This is a genomic window from Butyrivibrio proteoclasticus B316 (assembly GCF_000145035.1).
Classification (GTDB): domain Bacteria; phylum Bacillota; class Clostridia; order Lachnospirales; family Lachnospiraceae; genus Butyrivibrio; species Butyrivibrio proteoclasticus.
The window spans coordinates 2,490,132-2,512,164 of record NC_014387.1 but is presented as its reverse complement, the minus strand read 5'-3'; the positions used below and the strand labels follow the sequence as shown (position 1 = coordinate 2,512,164).

The following is a 22,033-nucleotide window of genomic DNA, read 5'->3' as shown; positions in this document are numbered from 1 at the left end:
ATTAACTTAATGAAAATGCCTTAGCTCGCAAAGCGAGCGTGATCAAAAAGAGAGAACTCAACTTCTTCAAGTTAACTTGAAAGATTGAGTTCTCTCTTTTTGTAAGCGCTACGCGCTATAAGGCATTTTCATCTTGAATACACATAACCGTCCTGCTTCAGACAGAGCTTCGCATGCATTGTGAAAAAATGCTATGGAAACATTAGAAAATCGCATTTGCCATCTCAGACTCGCATGCAACAACATCTGCTTGAAACCGGGCCGAGGATGTGAGTTTTGAGCCATAGAATAGGAGGCTGAATTTGTAAGGCCTTGAAATCCCGGCAGGAGTGGTGAAGAAATACCTCTTGCGTGAGCGGAAGAACATGAGGGCGGCTCGGGGCGGGGGTATGAGTGTGAAGAGAAACTATGATGAAGGGCAGAAAAAATGCGCAGCCTCAATAGAGTGCTGCGCATTTTATGTGTGCATCAGTAATAATTATCCAATGGCTTTTTTAACCGCTTCAAGAACACGATCTGCCTGGAATGGCTTAACGATAAAGTCTTTAGCTCCAGCCTGAATAGATTCAATTACCATTGCCTGCTGACCCATAGCAGAGCACATAATGCATACTGCATTAGGATCTGCAGCCTTGATTCCCTTCAAGGCTCCGATACCATCAAGTTCTGGCATTGTGATATCAAGAGTAACAAGGTCGGGCTTCAACTCATTATACTTCTCGATTGCGACTTTACCGTTCTCAGCTTCGCCAGCAATCTCATATCCATTCTTGGAGAGGATATCCTTAAGCATCATGCGCATGAAAGCGGCGTCATCAGTAATGAGTACTCTTTTTCCCATATTGAACCTCCAATAAGTAGTTTTAGTTGCTAAGAAAATAAATGCAATTTCCTTTTTCTTATTTTTAAATATTTGTTGTTCAGTACATAATCTATTGTAACACGGATATATTAAAATGAGCGTTAAATCGTTATGCTAAAAATTAAAATTTGATAAAGTCTTAGGGAAATTGTTTTAAAATTCCTTCTCAGTTACTTGAACACAGGAAGTGTGTAATCATAGTCACTATCGGCATGATTGACTATTTGCCACTGGGTAATTGTGTATTTATTTGTTGAATTGACTGAATTATTTTCAATATTTGACATTAACGCTATATCAAGAGATTGATTGTCGGTAATTGGTATACTTTTCTTTATTATACCATTCTCTGCAGAGTCTTCATAGCCGGAATTAATAGCGGCAATATAAGCATTTGCGCTGTGGCAGGCATTGTAATACGCGCTTTGCCTCTCTGCCAGATTCTGACTCAGGTTATAGTCAGCTTTGGAATTTACAAGCGTAAGTGTGGCAAAAGAGACAAGACTAAGAACAGTGAATATCAGTAGTATTGAGGCACTGCCAACATTTATTCCTCTTTGTCTTTTGATTTCCATATAGTTACCTTTCAATATTCAATAATTTATACTATAGTGCTTTAGTCTTAATTCCCAATATAGATATCAACTGTATTGCTGAAAATAATATCGTCCGCATTTTCGGGAATTGTAAGATATTCTTTACTTCGGCTTTGAATGTTTATAACTGCGATGTTTCCTACTATAGCCTCGCCTTCGTAAGCCACATCATATTCTTTTACATCTGAATACACAGCCTTGGCTGAATCCTTTTTTATGTTGATCATTGCCTCGTAGGAGGCATCTCCAAGAGAGTTGTCGACAACATTCCAGTCCTTATCAAAAAACACTATTATTGTTCCGTCACCCTCTTTTTCTCCATCTGATAAGAAGGAATCCGGGTACAGGTTCTTGATCATCAGGAGATTTCCGTTGCAGCCATAGAAACTCTCAGACAGACTCTGAGACCATAAGAGCGCATTATTCAGATCACTGTCATGTTGCGAAAGCGTATGGGCAGAAACAAATAATCTCAGACAGATAGCACTTGAGAGGGAAAAGAAAAAAATGGCTATGATTATTTCCATCAGAAATAAACTTGTTTTAGAGTGAGTGCCTGTGTTCATGTGATCATTCTTCCTTATTTACTGTGAACTGCGATAAAAACAGTTTCTTTTGAACCATCTTCTTCGGTTACGGTTGCTTTTAAGAGGTTATCATTTGTCTTTTCTATGTCAAAAGAATTGAGCTTTAATATTTTCTGGCCGGTCTGAGGGTAGAAGTTGTCTAAATCTGCCCTGGCAAAGAGTTCTCTCAGATATCCGTCGTAGCTGTAAATGTAGGTATTATATACATTGCCGTTTACAGTCTGCTCAAATACGAGAACATTCTGATCAAAAAGTCTTTGAACATAAACGTTCCCGTCAACATCGGACTGGCGTACTTTTTCAGTTATATATGCGATTGATACTCTCTGGGCATAGTTTTCGCTGGTCGTTGCCACATTCTTTTTATAAATATTTGCACCGATGGAAATTACTGTCAGCGCAGATATGAGGAATAGCAGCATCAGACATATTACAAAAACAGTATCGATCACATGTCGTTTGTTAGAAGAAGGATTCATACTAATTATTCCTTATCAGAATTACGGTCACGTCGGGGTATAGATTTGATGCTATTGGCATATAATCTACATAAAAAGTAGTCTTGTCATAAGTAAGACCATAGTGATCTTCAAGATACTCAAGGTTTGGAGGGTATCTTCCCTCTATTGCATAGCACTGGACTATGTCTCTTGAAAGCGCATTTTCCAAAGATTCCTGCTGCTTGCTGATGGAGTTCTTTCCTGTAGCATCAACAGCAAAGAAAAACAGCACAGCAATACTGACAAAGATAAGGATAGAAATAAGCCTGTATACTCTGTCTGGAATCTGCGGCATCTGATTGTCTTTTCGCTCAAATCTGTTACTCATTCCGGTTATCCTGTTCTGCTTAATTTAGCCGATAGTTGTCATTATTCCCATGAGAGGCAGGATTACTGACAACAGGATCATTCCTACTATGATGGATAGGATTATTACAAGTGTTGGTTCCAAAATTGCAATGAGAGAGTATATCTTACGCTCAGTTTCTTTTTCAAAACGATCAGCAATCTGCTGCATTGCACTGTCCATTGAGCCTGATTTAAAGCCTACTGAAACCATTTGAGAATAGAAGGATGAAAAGATGTTTGCCTTTTCAAGTGCTTCAGGAAAACTGTCACCTTCCATCAGCATGTCTCTGCAGCTTTCAACCTTGCTTTTCATTTCTGCACTCTCAACAAGCTTGTGAACAAGTGAAAGACCCTCGTAGGTGTCCATTCCACTTGATAAAGTCAGGACCATTCCGCTTGCGAAGCGGGCACTTTCAAGATCCTGCATGAGTTTTTTGGTGATATTTAATTTGCCAAGGCATGCCTTGAACAGGTCTTTTCCTTTTCTGGTGCTGGAGAAAAAGATAAATAGAAAGGCGATAATTACTAATAAAATCACCAGAATGATTGAATACCTGTTCAGAATATTACCAAGATTGAGAAGAGACTGGGAAAAACCACTCATATTTGTTCCAAGCTGGGCAAATACCTGCTCAAATATCGGAAGTACCTTGGTTATCAGAACTATTACAACTACGAGCATCATAAAGACCATGATGAGAGGGTAGCTGACTGCACTTTTAATGCTGGAGCTGATGTTTTCTTCGCGCTCATAGTATTCGGAAAGGGAATTCATTACGGTATCAAGGCTTCCAGATTCTTCACCGATAGTAACCATGTGTATCATGTATTCGGGAAAAGCACCACTCATTTCAAGTGCTATATGGAATTTTTCTCCGCTGTGCAGTACCTGACTGATGGAGGATAAGAGCTTTTGAGCAGAAGCATCATGAGTATCCTGCAACAGGATTTCTATTCCTTCTGCCGGAGAAATGCCTGCCTTTATGAGAAGTGCCATCTGTCTGCAAAAGCTTGATATTTCATAGTTTGATAGATTTATTGATGAGCTCTTTTTTGCCATAGTGTCCTGAAATCATCTGACATTTGACCATGTCAGATAGCTCCTTTCCATGTTTTTAATATATATACTTAACTGAATAGTTTTCACCGTCTCCGATAAAGTCTCGCAGGGATTTTTCTTCAGTGTTTGAAGCAAAAGTAGGATCCATTAAAGACCAGTCTTTTCCATCAAACTGAATCATGCCGTTGACCCATCCGATGTCTTTGATATAGGTACTGATCCATGCGTGATAAGCAGTTCCTGCGTAGCCTATTTCCATTCGGGTAGGAATTCGCTGGCTCCTTAGCATGCTGCACATAAGAGCTGAGTAGTCAAGGCATATTCCTGTCTTGGTTGTAAGGACCTCATCTACATTTGGCAAATACCCGCTTTGAACGGTTTCTGCTTCTTCATAGTCGTATTTGATATTCTCGATCATGTAGTTATAAACTTCGGACACAACGTCCAGATCATTGTCGCAAACATAGGCAAGATCAGTGGCTTTTTTAACTGCAAGCGAGTCGGCTGAGAATTGACAATACTGATTCGGATACAGAAAAGCGCCGAATTCGTTGGTTATAGTAACGTCGAGTAGCTGGGAAAAGACTGTGGTGTACTGGGTCCCTTCGAGCTGCTCAAAGACATTTACAAGATATTCGCCATCGCCCCATTGAAGAGGGAAAACTTCGTTTGTCGGAGTTCCAACAGTTAAGTTGTAAGTGTAGGTAATACTGTTGGGGCCTGTGATCTGAAGCTTTACCTTACCGGAAGAGCCGGTGTATTTAATGATCAGATAACCTTCGGAAGTGTTAGAGGCATCAAGACTTGCATATTCATTTTCGTATACGGTAACGCCTGAGGCTTCAGGCACAAGACAGACAGGTGTATTGTCGCGGCTTCCTTTTTCTCTTGGGGCTGCTTGGGCCACTTCTTCCACTTCCTGTTTCTGAGTGGGAGCAGAGGGCGTTTTTCCGGCAGCTGAAAAAGATTCAGCCTGACTTTTTGAACCACAGGAACTAATAGAAAGGACAGCTGTGGTAAGGGTAGCCAGAATAGATATTTTTTTGCCTATATTCATAAAACTGTATTTTTTAGACATGTGCATATCCTGTTTTCAAACACTAAATTGCGACTGTTACAAGTCATGACAGTATCTGAGGTATTTCGCGAAGTCTTTTGTAACCAAGGGAAATCATTTCGGATATTTTTTCTTTATGTTCGTCAAGGTTTAGAACTTTGGAGTAAGCTATTTCCAGCGGATCACCAACATTCATTTCGTTGTAGCCGCGAATTCTTTTTGTGAGATTCATGAGAAACATTTCCAGCTTGGTGCTGTCACATTTTTCCATAAGTACTATGAATTCGTTTCCGCCGTTTCGTCCAACATAGCCATATTCCTGACTTACATCCTCGAGTATTGAACTAAACTCAGAAATGAGGAAATTGCCATTGCTGTGGCTTTTATCTTTATTAATAGCTATAAGATTATTGATCTTGAGTAAAAGAAAGCCTGTTTCCGGAAGGAGCTCAGGGCTGTTGAAATTTTCAAACAGAAGGTCACAGCTGTATCTGTTGGGAATTCCAGTAAGCTTATCGATATAGGCAAGCTTGTTCAGGTGCCTTCCGATAGAAACAGTTCTTTTTATAATATAGAAATCAAGAATGATTGAGAGGGCAAAAAGAAAAATGCAAAAACCCATGATGTAGAAAATGACGGAAACAGGTCTGTTATTGGCATCTGTAACCTTATTTTTTTCTATAAAGAATGTAAATGTCATTATTATTGTCAGTGCGATAAGAATGACAAGACTGATTATTTTATATATGATAATAGACCCATATATTCTGGCCTTTTTGCTTCTATCATGGTAACCGGTATTCATTACGAAACCTCCGCGGTAGTGTTGGAATTAATGAATATATATATGACTATTATACTATATTTAGTTAATTAATGCCAAAATCCGAAGCGGGCATGAAAGCTCCACTCGGAATCAACATCTTTAGAATGGATGAGCAGTAGGAACTCTTTTATCAAAGGTATAGTAGGAGTCAAAACCACATGAAACCGCGATTTTTCTGGCTCTTTCAAAGCAGCCTGCGACTTCATCCGGAGTATGGGCATCTGATCCGAAAGTTATGATGCGTCCGCCAAGTTCACGGAACCTTGACAGGATATCGGCATTGGGATTAGGATCTGATCCACCTCTTGTCAGAGACTTGGTGTTTAGATCAAGTCCCTTATCATGCTCTGCCAGGTAGGAGAGAATAGCATCTATTTCCTCTTTATATTTACGGTATGAATATCCTGCACCATGAGTTGGCGTGTAGCGGACGATATAGTCAAGATGTCCCAGAACGTCAAAATCAGAGAAGGACTTTATGTTCTCAAGAGTTGAAACAAAATAGCGGCGGATAACAGATTCTTCATCTCTGCCTTCCCAAAACTCCGGATAATAAGGATCGGCATGATCAAGAAGGTGGATAGAACCTATAACAAAATCAAAATCATTATCGCTAATAACCCGGGAGTTCTGAGCGATGATCTGGCTCTGAAGGCCCAGCTCGATACCATATTTGATACTTATAGTATCCTGATATTTTTGCCTGTATGAAAAGAGCTCTTTCCTATAAGAAGGAATATCTAATGTGAAAGTCCCTTCAGGAACACTTTTTGTTATTGGAAAATCAAGATCCATATGTTCGGTAAAACATATTTCTGAAAGCCCGCATTTTATGGCACTTTCTATCATATCCTTCATGGGAGCGTCGGAATCACCTGAATTATGTGTATGCATATGATAATCTGATGGTAAGTTTTTGTTCATAAAATTCACCTCGCAAAATTAATAATATCATGTTTTTTATATATTCTTACTTGATTTATCAAGTAAAGTCTATTAGAATTAAAATTGCTGATAAAAAATTGTCAAATTAGATAATATGTAACAGCAAATCAATATAAATTCATTTTAGGAGGAACTTAAAATGGCAGTTAAAGTAGCAATCAATGGTTTTGGCCGTATCGGTCGTCTTGCATTCAGACAGATGTTCGAGCACGAGGGAACAGAGATCGTAGCAATCAACGATCTTACAGCTCCTAAGATGCTTGCTCACCTTCTTAAGTATGATTCATCACAGGGCAAGTACAAATACGCTGACAAGGTATCTTACGGCGAGGATTCCATTACAGTAAATGGTAAGGAGATCAAGATTTACAAGGAAGCTGATGCTAATAACCTTCCTTGGGGACAGCTTGGAGTAGACGTTGTTCTTGAGTGTACAGGTTTCTACACATCTAAGGACAAGGCTCAGGCTCATATCAATGCTGGTGCTAAGAAGGTTGTTATTTCTGCTCCTGCAGGAAATGATCTTCCTACAATCGTATATAACGTTAACCACGAGACACTTACAGCAGATGACAACATCATTTCAGCTGCATCTTGCACAACAAACTGTCTTGCACCTATGGCTAAGGCACTTAACGATTTCGCACCTATCCAGTCTGGTATCATGGCAACAATCCATGCTTACACAGGTGATCAGATGATCCTTGACGGACCTCAGAGAAAGGGTGACCTTAGAAGAGCACGTGCAGGCGCTGTAAACATCGTTCCTAACTCAACAGGTGCTGCAAAGGCTATCGGTCTTGTTATTCCTGAACTTAACGGCAAGCTCATCGGCGCTGCTCAGAGAGTACCTGTTCCAACAGGTTCAACAACTCTTCTTTTCGCAGTTGTTAAGTCTGACAAGGAACTTACAAAGGAAGCAATCAACGAGGCTATGAAGAAGGCTTCAGATCCTGAGACATTCGGTTACAACGAGGATGAGATCGTTTCATCTGATATCGTTGGAATGACATATGGTTCACTCTTTGATGCTACACAGACAATGGTAACAGCTATCGGTGATGGCCTCTATGAAGTTCAGGTTGTTTCATGGTATGACAACGAGAACTCATACACATCTCAGATGGTTAGAACTATCAAGTACTTCGAGAAGTTCGTTAAGTAATTAAAACTTAAAGAGATCTTTTGATGAGGTCCGGTCCATGTGGACCGGACCTCATTTTTATATCACAGTAAAAAATTCCAGGAGGAAAATAATATGGCACTTAATAAGAAGTCCGTAGATGACATCAATGTAAAGGGCAGACGCGTACTTGTTCGTTGCGATTTCAACGTACCTCTTAAGAACGGCGAGATCACTGACGAGACAAGAATCGTTGCAGCTCTTCCTACAATCAAGAAACTTGTTAAGGATGGCGGCAAGGTTATCCTTTGCTCACACCTTGGTAAGGTTAAGAATGGTCCTAACGAGGGAGAATCACTTGGCCCTGTTGCTAAGAGACTTTCTGAGAAGCTTGGCAAGGACGTTAAGTTCATCGATGATTACAATGTAACAGGCGCTGCTGCAACAGGTGCAGTAGAGGCTATGAAGGAAGGCGATGTAATCCTTCTTCAGAATACTCGTTTCAGAGGCAAAGAGGAGACTAAGCCTGAAGAGGCTGGTGAGGCTTTTGCAAAAGAGCTCGCTGATCTTGCTGATGATTATGTATGCGACGCTTTCGGTTCAGCTCACAGAGCACATGCTTCTGTAGCAGTTGTAACTAAGTACATCAAGGAAAAAGGCGGCAACAACGTAGTTGGATACCTTATGCAGAAGGAGATCGACTTCCTTGGAAATGCTGTTGAGAATCCTGTAAGACCTTTCGTAGCTATTCTTGGTGGCGCTAAGGTTGCTGATAAGCTCAACGTTATCAACTCACTTCTTGACAAGTGCGATACACTTATCATCGGTGGTGGTATGGCTTACACATTCCTTAAGGCTAAGGGATACGAAGTTGGTAAGTCACTTCTTGATGAGACTAAGATTGATTATTGTAAGGAAATGATGGAGAAGGCTGAGAAGGCTGGTAAGCAGCTTCTTCTTCCTATCGATACAGTTTGCATCGATTCTTTCCCAGATCCTATCGACAACCCTAACATCACAACAACTATCGTTGATGCTGATAAGCTTCCTGCTGATAAAGAGGGTGCAGATATCGGACCTAAGACAATCGCTCTTTATTCAGAGGCAGTTAAGTCTGCTAAGACAGTAGTTTGGAACGGACCTATGGGTGTATTCGAGAACCCTGTTCTTGCAAATGGTACTAAGGAAGTAGCTAAGGCTCTTTCTTTAACTGATGCTACAACAATCATCGGTGGTGGTGATAGTGCAGCAGCTGTTAACCAGCTCGGATATGCTGATAAGATGAGCCACATCTCAACAGGTGGTGGTGCTTCTCTTGAGTTCCTTGAGGGCAAGAAGCTTCCTGGTGTTTACGCAGCAGACGACAAATAAAGAACGAGACGGCGTAAAAGAATTCTTGCGTGATATGTGTGAGAATTGAATGCTTGTTGTATTAAATGAGTATCGAGGACAGGATATGGTCTTCTAGATGGCATTCTAAAACACGAGTACTTAGTCTGCGTATTGTGCAGACTTATGTACTCTTGTGTTTTTGACGGAGCGAAAGCGTCCATCGTAAAGACCATACCTGACGAGATGCGGATTATAAGGAGGCCAACAATGGCAAGAAGACGTATTATCGCCGGTAACTGGAAGATGAACAAGACTCCCAGCGAGGCTGTAGCTCTTTGCGCAGAGCTCAAAGATTTAGTTAAGAATGATGCTGTAGACGTAGTTTACTGCGTACCAGCAATTGATATTGTTCCTGTAGTAGAGGCTGTAAAGGGCACAAATGTACATGTAGGTGCTGAGAACTTCTACATTGAGGACAAGGGAGCATTCACAGGAGAAATTTCAGCTCCTATGCTCAAGGATGCTGGTGTTGAGTACATCATCATCGGACATTCCGAGAGAAGAGATATCTTCGGCGAGAACGATATTCTCATCAACCAGAAGGTTAAGAAGGCTTTTGCTTCAGGCCTTAAGCCAATCCTTTGCTGTGGCGAGTCACTTGCACTTCGTAAGGCCGGCACATACAAGGAGTGGATTGAGAGACAGATCACATGGGATCTCGATGGCGTAACAGCAGATCAGGTTAAGGAGCTTGTTATTGCTTACGAGCCTATCTGGGCTATCGGAACAGGTGAGACAGCTACAGCTGATCAGGCTGAGGAAGTATGCGCACTTATCCGTGAGCTTATCTGCAAGCTTTATGATCAGGCAACAGCTGAAGCAGTTCGTATTCAGTATGGCGGATCAATGAACGCAGGAAACGCAGCAGAGCTTCTTTCCAAGGCTAACATTGACGGTGGTCTTATCGGCGGCGCAAGCCTTAAGCCAGATTTCGGCCAGATCGTTAACGCGTAAGTATCGGCTTAGGCGAAATTGCGTGACAAAATGCTTGTTTTCGTCTGCGTCGTAATTTACTAAAAACTCAAAATCGAAGGCTAGCTTCCTTTAAGCGTTGTTCATAACAGTCAGCTAGTCTTCGATTTTTCATTTTGTAAATTATCTCCTCGTCCGTGGGATATACACTAAGCTCGAAAAAACCTCGCTAAGTGCATACCCGTGGCTCGTACTAGGCTCGATAATACCTCGCCAAGTACTCTGCTCAAGAACTGCACTACTATGAATGTAGTTTTGGGTTGATTGAAAAGATTGAAAGAGAGAAGTTATGAAAAAAAATAATATCATTTTGATTGGAATGCCTGCATCCGGAAAGAGTACTGTTGGCGTTATACTTGCCAAGATACTTGGATACAATTTTGTAGATGCGGATATTGTAATTCAGGAAAAAGAACATAGAAAATTATCTCGGATCATTGAAGAAGACGGTATAGACGGCTTCGTCGAGATTGAGAATAAGATAAATTCAGAAATTGAAGTAGAAAAAACAGTTATTTCCACCGGTGGAAGCGCAGTTTATGGCAAGGAAGCCATGGATCACTACAAGAATATAGGTAAAGTGGTATATCTCAAGGTCAGCATGGATGTCCTTACCAAGAGACTTAAAAATGCTAAGCAGAGAGGTGTCGTTATGAGGGAGGGACAGTCTCTTGTTTCTCTATATAACGAGAGGGTGCCTCTATATGAGAAGTATGCTGACATCGTGATTGATGAAGGCGATAAGACTATGGAAGAAGTTGTTGCAGATCTTTTGGCTGCACTGTCATGTTGATTGCTTGTTGTATATGAATGTTGTGCAACATTCTTGTGAAGGAACTATCTGTATAAAATTATGCACTATAATAAGATCATTAGGAGGTGCCTATGGGAACACAGACACTAATAGAATTTTTGGAAGGGCCTGCTGATTTAGCTGTTGCAATCAGACTTATCCTTGCCACACTGTTTGGCAGCCTTATCGGTTGGGAGAGAGTTGTCAAAAGACATAGCGCAGGAATCAAGACTTTTGCGCTGGTAAGTCTTGGCTCTGCAGTAGCTACTTCTCTGAATATATATCTTGCAAATCTGCCGGGGCTTAACGCGGATGTCAGCCGTATTCCTGCAGGTGTAGTTAGTGGTATAGGTTTCCTTGGCGCCGGTACTATCCTTGTAACAGGGCGCCAGCAGATCAAGGGACTTACAACGGCTGCGTCTCTTTGGGTAGCATCCTGCATGGGAATGGCCATAGGCGGAGGATACCTCGTTGTAGGTATTATCTGCTTTGTACTTGTTATGATTGCCAACGTAGTTCTTGTCAATCTCAGTAAAGTAGTAGAGGATTACAGCAAATACGTCAGCCTCTACGTAGAAGTCAACAAAGGTGGCGGAGTCAAGAAACTTACAAAGTGGATTGGTGACAAGGGCTACAAGGTCAGCAGCCTGACCAAGAGCAAGGAAAAGACAATCCAGTCCTCCGACACAGCCATCATAATCGACATAGACTTCGACAAAAAGCATTCCCACAGAATGCTCATCAACGAGCTCAATGAGCTCGACTTTATAAGCTACGTCGAGGAAATCTAAATATCCCTCGCCGCAAGGCGCACATGTCAGCTCGTTCAAAAAGGTTTTTTCGCCACTCAAATCCGGGATTTCAGGTATTCTTGAATCAGAAGATTCAAGAATGCTGTAAATAGGCCATTTAAAGTCGACTTCGTCGAAGGGCTTATTTGCAAATCGTATCATATTCTCACGAAATCCGCAGCTAGTGCGGATTTCTGACTATGGATTAGGATATCTTCCCAATATAAGCGGCATAAGAATTCTACGTTTCAAAACTCGCACCCGCAAAGCGCTTCCGATGCAGTAGCTTTCCCATGCGAGTCTGAGATGGCAAATGCGATTTTCTAATGTTTCCATAGCATTTTTCACGATGCATGCGAAGCTTTGTCTGAAGCAGGACGGTTAGATTATACTGACAAAAGAAAATGACATATGATGCGTAGCATCTATAAAAAGAGAAGGTATCAACTTCTTCAAGCTAGCTTGGAAGACAACGTAGGCCGTTTAGCAATATGCTAAACGGCATTTTCTATATAATTTGCATATATATACAAATTATAAAGCTACAAATAAACTATTTTGATACTTGTCAATTAAATCACGAATATGAAAAAGTGATAATATTGTGCTACACTAGGACTTGCAATTTATAAATTGTTTATAATATTTGTTGAAATTTTATAAAATGTATGTAATATTTTCCTTATAGGCTTTCAATAGTAGTTAATGTATTTATGCATAATTATGGGAGACGCAAATATGGGGAATGAAGTATTGTCAAAAAACGGACACAAGGAAAGCTCGGATTCAAATGTAAGGATAGATAGGCTACTAAATTGTTTCGATAGCGATACACAGACTGAGTTATTGGATTTTTGTAGAAAAATTTCAGAAACTCAGGCGGATGTCTATTTTTTGATGGCAAGAAAAGCATCATGTTTTTTTTACTGTTTGGAAGAATTAGGTCTTATTTCTTTTAATGGGTATGTTACTAGTGAGCGTATACTGGATATGGATACATCATGGTTATGTGATAAAGAAGTAATTATAATTGATGATGCCATCGTATCTGGGACATCAATCAATAGAACTATTAATAGATTGGTTGAAGCGAAAGTAAAATCTATTAATGTCTATGTCTTGTCAGTAAATAAAAAATGGTTTCAACCAGATATGCTTACTGATAACACAGGAAAAAGTTATTTGTATCCAAATTGTAATGTTGCTACTAATGAGGATTGTATTAGTTTGTGTTATAGAGTGGTAAAGTCAATACTGCTTCAACCTAGACCATATGATATTGACTTTCCGCTTTTTAATAGATTTGATGTAAAGAGTACTAACTTTTCAAGGTTTATAAATCTAGTTGGTTGGAACTCTTATGATGTTTCGACGCCTGAACAACGTAATAATGAGATTTATTCAGTTACATTTATCCCAACTAAAAATGCAATAAAAGAATTTGAATTAATAGAGAATTGTAGTATAAGTAACTGCGCACTTATTAAAATTAGAACATATATTACACATAAAGAAAAGAATAAAGATTTCTATTCAATAAGTGTATTACCTATGGTTGTTTTCGATAAAGTGAATATTGAAACAATCGAGGAAGTGTTTTCAAATATCACAAAGGATAATGAAATACATGCTGAAGATTTTTTTGATATTACATCTAAATTGCGCTTAGTTCAATACTATTATTCATATAAATTAGCACTATTTTGGAATACTTTTTTGCCAGAAGATATAGGAGTTGATTTAAGTGTAATACAAATAGAACAAAAGAATTTAAGATTTATATTTCCACCTGAAATAGATAGTGAGGTTAAAGATTTATGTAGGAATTCAATGAATAGAATACTTCCACAAATTCACTTTGGCAGATCAGAGTCTCTCTCAGGCGAGTATAAAAGCGTAATTGATGGAGTAGATTATATTTCTACAGAAGCTAGATTAATTGAGCCATTTTTGGATTTATACTATAACAAAGAAATACCATGTAGACAGTTAGTCTTAGATAAAGGAAAAGATGCTTTTAAAGATGAACGGTACCAGGAGATTTTGCAAAGGCTGAATAAGGGAATATCAGTTGGGGATCTTCTGTCAACAATATATTATGTTAGGGATTACTATGATTGTGTGACGAAGGTCTCATTATTTATTGATAGGTCTGTTGATATGGGGATAATTGTTCCTATAACGCAAACAAAGGATGGATTTGTATTTAGAGCCTTTCGACATGGTGAGGATGTGCTATTTGGTGAGAAAGAAGAGACTTTATACTCTTATTTCTTATATGAGTTTCAGGAAGAAAGTAACAAAGATAGTGAAAAACGAACTATTACGCATATTGCTGCGGAAAAGCTGATTGTATTATTTACTGAGCTTGGAATAAAGAAAGAAATACTTTCTACATATTTATCGAATTTTTCTATAAATCCAAATGATGATAATAGTAGAATTTTGAGAGTGAAAACATATTTAAAAGGACCTGTTGCTATAGTTGCAACTAAAGTGGAACATGCTCCAACAAAATATATTCCGTATATTACATCTGAGGATAAATCAACTTGGCTTACTCAAGTTTTTAGCAAAAAGGGACTTATTTCAGATGGTGATAGAAGTGGATACAGAGTAAACGAACCAGATACATCAGCAATAGGATTGAAAGAATTGACTGATGTACAGCTGCCAGCTATTTTGCTAGGTAGAGTTTGTAATAAAAATGAAGATACTGGTGTTGTATATGGGGATCAAGAGCTAACTAAGATAGCAACCTGTTTAACAAGAGAAAATTGTATTAAAGCTGTAGCGGCAGAATTGAATATTTGTAAACATAATTTTTCATTTACATCGGAACCGGGGAGTAAAAATGCCAATGAAAAAGCATATGAAGCATTAAATAGTGCTTTAATGAAGCTGAAGGCATTTGAAACAGGAGAGGCAGCAAAGCTTATAAAAGATGTAAATTTTGCATCAAAAAGTGATAACATCACCTGGAAGAATATGTTCAGTGAAGTGTTTGAAGAAAAAAACACTATAGCTGATGAAACATTAAAAGAAGATTTGTCCTCGCTTTATTATAGGTCTAAATATGTGGCCGTTTATTTGTTGTGCTTATTCGTTCTACGTAAAAAAGTACATTTTTTAAATCTAAAGAAAAAAACAAATAACAAAGCCTATGGAGAGTTTTTCAAGCTACAAAAAATAGAAGATGAATGTATAGAATTTTGTGATGACAAGAACAGGTATTTTGATGAATTTAGTGAAATCAAGAAGCTATATGAAAATACAAAAAAACAAATAGAAAAATGTTATTCAATTGAAGGAACGAAGGTTATTGTAGAAAATTATATTGGTTCTCATTTAATTGAAGAAATCTATAGTACAATAAGCTTTTTGTTAAGAATAACAAAAGATTTGCTAGATGATATATGCTGTGTTCTGGGGCAGAGTGGTAAAATACATAAATTAGTTAGATATAATCATGTATTATATTTGACATACAAGGTTTCCAATCTTCAACAAGAAAGAGCAGTATGGAATAATATAAATATATGCACGTCATATGCAAATGGTAAGCGTAATGATGCTCATTTAGTTGAATTGCCGGAAAAATATAACCCAGACATAATCCTTGATGAATCAGAGAGAGCTGTTTGGTTTATTGCGATAGGTAATGCTGGTGCTGAGGCGTTAGCAATACTTACATTGAATCTTTCTTTCTGCCTTAAAGATGTAGTGCCGTTGAAGTTTACATATCTAGGAGATATTGAGAATTCTTATGCAATAAAAGAAGGGAATAATTCAAACGGTGAGTTTATATGTAATTCATTTTATGATTATGCTATGACGTTGCCATCAGCAATCTTTTTTACAGATTGGAAGAAGAACCAAATCAGCATTGTATTAGAAAAATCTCTGGAAAAGAATAATAGATATATTCAATACTTGGAGGACCCTAGAACACAGAGAAAAGAACAATTTAAATACAAAAGGTGCGAAAGTACAGAGAAAATAATTGATGAGAAACCTACGCAAATTATTAACTATGAGTCTAGGTTCATGTATAGAAGGAACTTAGAAGCACCGCAACATTCGACAGAGCGGGAGAATAATGGTATGGAAGATAAGATTATTGGAATAATTACAATTATTGAAGAAGAAACACGGGCAGTAGAAAAAGTTCTTCAGCTTAGTGAAAAGCCATTTGTACAAGGAAAGAGACTTGAATTTGCTGGAAAAGTTGGAAATTATGATGTAATATTGACGCAATGTTTACAGCAGGGTGAACAGTCAATAATAAGTACATTTTCGTATCTTATGAAGCAATATAATCCGGATATGATATGTTTAGTGGGAATTGCAGGTGGAATAAACGATGACGTTAATTATACGTCTGTTGTTTTGGCAGAAGGCGTAGTGGGATATGATTTGAGCAAAGATACGGACGAAGGTATTGTTCGTAGAGGTAAGGAGTTTACTGTAAATGTTGAGACTAGTCCACTTTATCAGGCTGTTTCAAGGTCTATATCAAAGAAAGAGATTGAGCCAGCTGAAAATAGTATTGGAAAAACAATAAATGTTGTAATTGGTGACATAGCTAGTGGAAGTGCAGTGATAAAGTCAACAAAATCTAAGATCAGAAGTTGGATAAATAATTATAATGACAAGATTCTTGCTTGTGAAATGGAGGCTGGGGGATTTACATCTGCATTTTATGAAAGTAAATTAAATGATGAGCAGCCGAAAAAGGGAATTTGTATTATTAGAGGTATTTCAGATATGGCTGACGAAAATAAAAGTAAAGAAGAAGTAAAAAAGTATAGACAACCTGCGGCAGAAAATGCAGCTATTGTGTTACGCGAATTAATAAGTATCATAGGAAATGAATAACAAGCATTTATTTATTCAAAAGTGGTACCAGTTATAAGAATGATTCTGTGAACACGGAATCACGTATTGAAATGCCCTATATCCAAGGAATTGAGAAGATGAATGGAGAGGCAATCCGAAAGGGTTGCCTCTTTAGTATATGGCAAATAATGATAACTTCTCTTTTTACGCCCGACAAGCGGGCTATGTCATTTTCAATTATAAACTACAATCCTTCCTGCAAGTTTAGTTGAGCATGCATCAATAAAAGAAAAAATGCGGAAATATCTGGGAAAATCTGCATTTGTCAGTGACGAGCAGGGGGAAATGCTGTGAGGAAAAAGCTTTTCGGGTGCTCTAGCGGAGGAGTTCGAGGAGCTCCTCTTTGGAGAGAGTCGGGTTGCGGAGCGAGTCTGTATTTAGGAGCTGGTCAGCCAGCTCTTTCTTTTTGTTCTGGAGGAGGATGATGCGTTCCTCAATCGTGTTTTGCATTATCAGGCGGTAGACGGTTACGACGTTCTTTTGACCGATTCTGTGGGCTCTGTCTGTGGCCTGGTTTTCGACTGCAATGTTCCACCAGTGATCGTAGTGGATTACTATGTCTGCAGCGGTAAGGTTCAGACCTGTGCCACCGGCTTTTAAGGATATGCAGAATACAGGAGTGTCATCCTCCTGAAATGCATCAACCATGCGGATTCTATCTTCCTTTTGGGTGGATCCTGTAAGAAGGTAGTGCTTGATTCCTTCTTTTTTCAAAATTGCGGTTAGTCTCTCGAGCATTGAAGTAAACTGCGAGAAGAGCAGGACCTTGTGTCCACTTTCTGCGGCACTTCTGATCATTTCAAGGCACAGATCTGCCTTGGCACTTCCGCCGGTGTAATTATCATAAATAAGTCCCGGATCACAGCAGAGCTGGCGAAGCCTTGTGAGCTCTGACAGGATCATGATACGATCGCGTCTGAAGTCCTCTTCGTTCTTGGAATCTACCATGAGCTTGATGCGCTGCAAATGAGCCTTGTACAGTTCTTCCTGCTCCTTGGCCATTGGAGCATAAATGTTTTCTTCAAGCTTGTCCGGAAGATCCTTTAATACATCTTTTTTGAGCCTTCTTAATATGAAAGGTGAGATCATTCTCTTTAGGCGCCTCATGGCTTCTTCGTCACCATCGAGAATTGCCGGAGACTCAATTGCTTCCTTGAAGTGTCTGTAATTAAACAAATATCCGGGCATACAATAATCAAAGATACTCCAGAGCTCGCTTAATCTGTTCTCTATAGGAGTACCGGTAAGTGCTACCTTAAAGGAAGCATGAATGCTCTTAACAGCCTTGGCTACCTGAGTGGTAGGATTCTTGATAAACTGAGCCTCATCTATGATCTGGCAGTCAAATTCCAGATATTTGTACAGATCAATGTCACGTCTTAGAAGATCATAAGACGTGATTATGACATCAGTTTTTTCTTCTTCAATTTCAGAAGTAACTCTTACTCTGTCTGCTTTTATTCCTACGGCAAGTTCGCATTTAAGATGTGGTGTAAATCTCTTTATTTCATGCTGCCAGTTGTATACAAGTGATGCAGGGCAAACAACTAAACTACACCGGTTTGGCTTTTTGTTTCGGTCAGTCTCCTCTTTGATACTAAGAAGGAGAGAGAGTACCTGCAGAGTCTTGCCAAGACCCATATCATCAGCAAGTATTCCGCCAAAGCCATTGTGCCGTAGAGTTCTGAGCCATATAAAGCCATCCTTCTGATAATCGCGCATGACCTTGTCCAGAGACTTGGGAACAGTAAACAGCTTGTCACCGGTCGTAGCATAAGACTTGACAAGATCTTTAAAATCCTTGGATTTATCAATAGTTGTACCGCTTATAATGGCGTTGTCATCTGTAAGCTCGTTTAGGAAAAGAGCCCTGTACTTCGGAATAGAAATATGGCCTGCCAGAATATCCTTTGGACTAAGGCCCAGCCCTTCGTTAAGGCTGTATAACAGATCCATCTCCCTGGTCTGAAGGTCAATAATATCCCCGGATGAGAGTCTATAGTACTTTTTCTTTAGTCTGTATCTTCCAAGAATGTTATTTAGCTCTGCAGCAGTTATTTCCTGAGGAACTATTGATAATTCCAAAAGATCAGAGACAACAGAAATGCCCATGTTGACTGTCGGAGCAGAACTTATATTAACGGATTTGATCGCATCTGAGAGATAGACATCGCAAAGCCTTGCAAGCTTAGGAATATCATCTGCTATAAATGCAAACAGCTTATCTTCGTTGTCTGAAGAACCACTAAGGATCAGGAGCCCCTTCTTGTCATCGAGCTCATCGAAATGTTGACTTACAAGCTTTATAATGGAACTCTCCTGATAATAATTTCTTTTTATAATAACTTCTGATTCGTTTTCTTGGCCGTTATTACCTGACGAACCATCACTGTTTTCAAACAAACGCACGGTAGTTTCAGAGGGTTTGCCTTCATGGTAAATTGCCTGTATATCACAAGTTATTGTAACGAGATCAGGCATATCAATGTATATTTTAAACTTAGGAATGTCAGGTGAATACTTGGATGGATAAAATCCGTCGTTGCTGACATTGAAGTATTCTTCAAGGATTGGGTAAAGACCTGATGAGAAAAGAGGCAGATCTTTATTGGAAATAAACAGTTCGTTTTCTGTCCTTCGTGCAGACAGAAACTTGAGGAATGGGAAGATGTCTTCACATTCTTTTCTGGGAATAACATGAATTTTACGTCTGCGCTCAAAATAGATGTTTGAATAGCCTTCAAACATGGTAAAAGAGCTGGCCTCAAAATTTATGCCATTTGCTGTCTTTTCTATATGGAGATCTATTGGAGGAAAAGAATAGACGATATCTACAGGCCTTTCCTCAGTGTAGCGGGATCTGAAATCTGTATTTATAAAGTAAATTGAACTGACAGCCGAAAAGAACTCATCGATCTCGTGACCGGTAAGCTCAAGCTCTTTGTTATGGCCCTTGCCATATGAATATGCAGAAGATGAGTACGCAGAAAAGGCATCGCCAAGTTGCTTTCCTCTAAAGAAGTCTTTCAAAAAAGAAATGATTTTCTGTGATTCTTCTGAAAAAGCAGACAGATCATGGGTAAATTCAAGATGCTTACCGTAGCTTACAATCTCCCTTTCGTCTATGGCAGAAAGAAGAGCAGCCACGTCTTTGAGGACATAACTGTGTCCTGTGGTACCAGAGTATATGTTAAAATTTATAGATAATTTATCATGATTTAGAGTAACGTGCGGTTCGAGATTGACAACGGATGTCTTTTTGTATAGAGCAGGGCTGCTGCTTTCAGGAGAGTATTCTTTGAGAATCTTCTTGGTCTCAAAAGAAGTATAGTGAAAATCTTTTTGAACATCAGAAATGAACCGCCTACCGGAGGCGGTTACAAATTCTTTTCTGGAATTGTCCATGGAATTATTTGCCATTTAGAACCTCAAGAACTTCAGTGTAATAGCGTTTGCGAGTGGCTTCGTCCGCATTGAATATTTCATGCCTTGACTCATTATAGGCGTGAATTCTGGTTTGGGGAAGCATCTCTTTAAACATATCATAGCCTGCAGGGTTAATCAAATGATCCTGGCCTGCTGTAAAGATATCTATCGGTATTTTTATATTATTGATATGTTTGAAAATGTCCTTCGTGACTTTGACGCTTGCAAGTGCCCAGCCAAGAGTGGCTCCTGTGGTCTGATAATGTTCATCTTTCTTGCGAAGAGCGAGCTGATATTCAAAACGGGACCTTGATTTGGCACTGCTGTTTTCTAAAGTCGTGTTCTGGTCAAAACGCTTCTGGTTTGGAGCAATACTCTTTTCCTTCCTGAAGATCTTTCCATATAGTTTTAGAAAGAAAATGACAAATGGCGATAGATTTTTTTCTGCTTTCATCTTGAGCATCGGTGAATTCAGGATTGCTGATTTGAAGTATTGGGGATGCTTTTCCAAAAAGAGCACAGATATTGCGCCTCCCATTGAATGACATATCAGCTTCATATCAAGGCCGTCACTTTCAGGAACTACCACTGTTTCAACAAAACTAAGAAGATCCTCAGCGTAGGTATTGTAGTCATCGATATAGATGAGCTGCGGGTCTGAAACTTTACCCTCTGAGTATCCATGGCCTCTTAGTTCCATGAAAAATACCTTGTAGCCTGCCTGATATAAATACCAGGCATATTCGTGATATTTTCCCCAGAATTCGCCCATTCCGTGGACTATCGTAATACTTCCCCTGGGCTCTTTGGGAGTAGCAATGTAGTAGTTAAGTCTGGTTCCGTCAAAGCTTGTGAGCGTTCCTCTTGTGACGTGCTCTTTGCGCCATTTTTTGTTTTCGTTTTCCATTGCGGAGAGGAAATCATCTTCTCCGAGAAACTTGATTGAATTGTCCATGTTTTCTCCCTGTGTTAGTTGCGTGAATAGAGTTTGACAGCCTTTTCGGGGTAATTAGTGATAACAGCATTTACGCCGTAATCTCTGCACTTTATAAGATCTGCTTCGGAATTGACGGTCCATACGTTGACGTCTATGTCAAACATGTTGCAGTCGTCCATATAATCTGGATACTGAAGATTGTAGAGAGCAGGATGAAGGGCATTAACTTCATTTTCTGCAGCATATCCGGGCATACCCAGAGTTCCGTCAGCATATAAGAATCCCGTCAGCGCAGCAGGCTCAAGTTCTTTGATCTTCATGATGGAGTAGTGGTTAAAAGATGAAAAGATAACTCTGTCAAGCCATCCTTTGCGCTTTGTCAGTTCCAAGATTTGTTCTTCTATTCCGGGATAGAAATATACCCCTGTCTTAAGCTCTATATTGATCGTGAGACCGGTGGGCTCAAGAAGGTCGAATACTTCTTCCATTGTGGGAATCTTGGTTCCTTCGTAAGCAATATTTCCATTGCAGAAATCGAATTCTTTGAGTTCCTTGAGGGTATAATCCCTGATAAAACCTGCTCCGTTACTGGTTCTGTCAATTCTTTCGTCGTGACAGACAACAATTACTCCGTCTTTGGTCAGCTGAACATCAAGTTCTACTCCGTCAGCTCCCATTTCAGCTGCAAGCTTAAATGCAGGCAATGTGTTCTCCGGTGCGTATCCGCTGGCTCCTCTGTGAGCCCATACAAGTGGTGAATTCATCTCTATACCTCTTAAAAAATGATGTAGGTGTCAAAAGTAAATTTTGACACCATATGATAATCCAATATATTTCATTTTATCATTTTATTGTACTTAAATCTTTACGAAATAAAGTTATTTGTCAGACATTAACAAAAATTAACGTTGTTGCGCAT

The 22,033-nt window shown here is 39.3% G+C and carries 18 protein-coding genes; 6 read left to right on the top strand and 12 right to left on the bottom strand.

What is annotated here, in order from left to right:
* Nucleotides 1-478: 478 nt before the first annotated feature.
* The 9 genes from BPR_RS10435 to BPR_RS10395 form a co-directional block, all read right to left on the bottom strand.
* Complete coding sequence (locus BPR_RS10435) at nt 479-841, bottom strand: response regulator (RefSeq protein WP_013281447.1); 363 nt, start codon at nt 839-841, stop codon at nt 479-481.
* A gap of 191 nt (nt 842-1,032) precedes the next feature.
* Nucleotides 1,033-1,437, bottom strand: a complete 405-nt coding sequence (locus BPR_RS10430; protein ID WP_013281446.1) for a hypothetical protein — start codon at nt 1,435-1,437, stop codon at nt 1,033-1,035.
* A 47-nt stretch (nt 1,438-1,484) separates the two neighbouring features.
* Complete coding sequence (locus BPR_RS10425; protein WP_013281445.1) at nt 1,485-2,024, bottom strand: hypothetical protein; 540 nt, start codon at nt 2,022-2,024, stop codon at nt 1,485-1,487.
* Between the two features lie 14 nt (nt 2,025-2,038).
* Complete coding sequence (locus BPR_RS10420) at nt 2,039-2,524, bottom strand: DUF4860 domain-containing protein (protein ID WP_013281444.1); 486 nt, start codon at nt 2,522-2,524, stop codon at nt 2,039-2,041.
* 1 nt (nt 2,525) lies between these two features.
* Nucleotides 2,526-2,873 (bottom strand): hypothetical protein, encoded by a 348-nt coding sequence (locus BPR_RS10415; RefSeq protein WP_013281443.1) that lies wholly within the window; start codon nt 2,871-2,873, stop codon nt 2,526-2,528.
* A 24-nt stretch (nt 2,874-2,897) separates the two neighbouring features.
* Nucleotides 2,898-3,953 (bottom strand): type II secretion system F family protein, encoded by a 1,056-nt coding sequence (locus tag BPR_RS10410; protein WP_013281442.1) that lies wholly within the window; start codon nt 3,951-3,953, stop codon nt 2,898-2,900.
* 55 nt (nt 3,954-4,008) lie between these two features.
* Entirely contained in the window at nt 4,009-5,031 is a 1,023-nt protein-coding gene (locus tag BPR_RS10405) for a transglutaminase-like domain-containing protein (protein WP_167531162.1), read from the bottom strand.
* Nucleotides 5,032-5,074: 43 nt separating this feature from the next.
* Nucleotides 5,075-5,815 (bottom strand): GGDEF domain-containing protein, encoded by a 741-nt coding sequence (locus tag BPR_RS10400; RefSeq protein WP_013281440.1) that lies wholly within the window; start codon nt 5,813-5,815, stop codon nt 5,075-5,077.
* A 120-nt stretch (nt 5,816-5,935) separates the two neighbouring features.
* A complete protein-coding gene (locus BPR_RS10395; RefSeq protein WP_013281439.1) occupies nt 5,936-6,760 on the bottom strand; it encodes a histidinol-phosphatase HisJ family protein in 825 nt (274 codons plus the stop codon).
* 160 nt (nt 6,761-6,920) lie between these two features.
* On the opposite strand from BPR_RS10395, the gene gap reads away from it, so the two are divergent.
* The 6 genes from gap (at nt 6,921) to BPR_RS10365 (ending at nt 16,730) form a co-directional block, all read left to right on the top strand.
* A complete protein-coding gene (gene gap, locus BPR_RS10390) occupies nt 6,921-7,946 on the top strand; it encodes a type I glyceraldehyde-3-phosphate dehydrogenase (protein WP_013281438.1) in 1,026 nt (341 codons plus the stop codon).
* Nucleotides 7,947-8,039: 93 nt separating this feature from the next.
* A complete protein-coding gene (locus BPR_RS10385; protein WP_013281437.1) occupies nt 8,040-9,275 on the top strand; it encodes a phosphoglycerate kinase in 1,236 nt (411 codons plus the stop codon).
* Between the two features lie 228 nt (nt 9,276-9,503).
* Nucleotides 9,504-10,250 (top strand): triose-phosphate isomerase, encoded by a 747-nt coding sequence (gene tpiA / locus BPR_RS10380; RefSeq protein ID WP_013281436.1) that lies wholly within the window; start codon nt 9,504-9,506, stop codon nt 10,248-10,250.
* 307 nt (nt 10,251-10,557) lie between these two features.
* Complete coding sequence (locus tag BPR_RS10375) at nt 10,558-11,061, top strand: shikimate kinase (RefSeq protein WP_013281435.1); 504 nt, start codon at nt 10,558-10,560, stop codon at nt 11,059-11,061.
* A gap of 92 nt (nt 11,062-11,153) precedes the next feature.
* Complete coding sequence (locus tag BPR_RS10370) at nt 11,154-11,852, top strand: MgtC/SapB family protein (protein ID WP_013281434.1); 699 nt, start codon at nt 11,154-11,156, stop codon at nt 11,850-11,852.
* 738 nt (nt 11,853-12,590) lie between these two features.
* Nucleotides 12,591-16,730 (top strand): phosphorylase family protein, encoded by a 4,140-nt coding sequence (locus BPR_RS10365; RefSeq protein ID WP_042256925.1) that lies wholly within the window; start codon nt 12,591-12,593, stop codon nt 16,728-16,730.
* Between the two features lie 336 nt (nt 16,731-17,066).
* Here the strand turns inward: BPR_RS10365 and BPR_RS10360 are convergent, their stop codons facing one another.
* From BPR_RS10360 to BPR_RS10350, 3 genes are read right to left on the bottom strand one after another with little or no spacing between them, the layout of a single operon-like run.
* Nucleotides 17,067-20,171, bottom strand: coding sequence for a DEAD/DEAH box helicase (locus BPR_RS10360; RefSeq protein ID WP_013281432.1), 3,105 nt, complete (start codon nt 20,169-20,171; stop codon nt 17,067-17,069).
* Entirely contained in the window at nt 20,161-21,132 is a 972-nt protein-coding gene (locus BPR_RS10355) for an alpha/beta fold hydrolase (protein WP_013281431.1), read from the bottom strand. The genes BPR_RS10360 and BPR_RS10355 overlap by 11 nt, the downstream gene beginning before the upstream one ends.
* A 14-nt stretch (nt 21,133-21,146) precedes the next feature.
* Nucleotides 21,147-21,878, bottom strand: coding sequence for a glycerophosphodiester phosphodiesterase (locus BPR_RS10350; protein ID WP_013281430.1), 732 nt, complete (start codon nt 21,876-21,878; stop codon nt 21,147-21,149).
* Between the last annotated feature and the right edge of the window lie 155 nt (nt 21,879-22,033).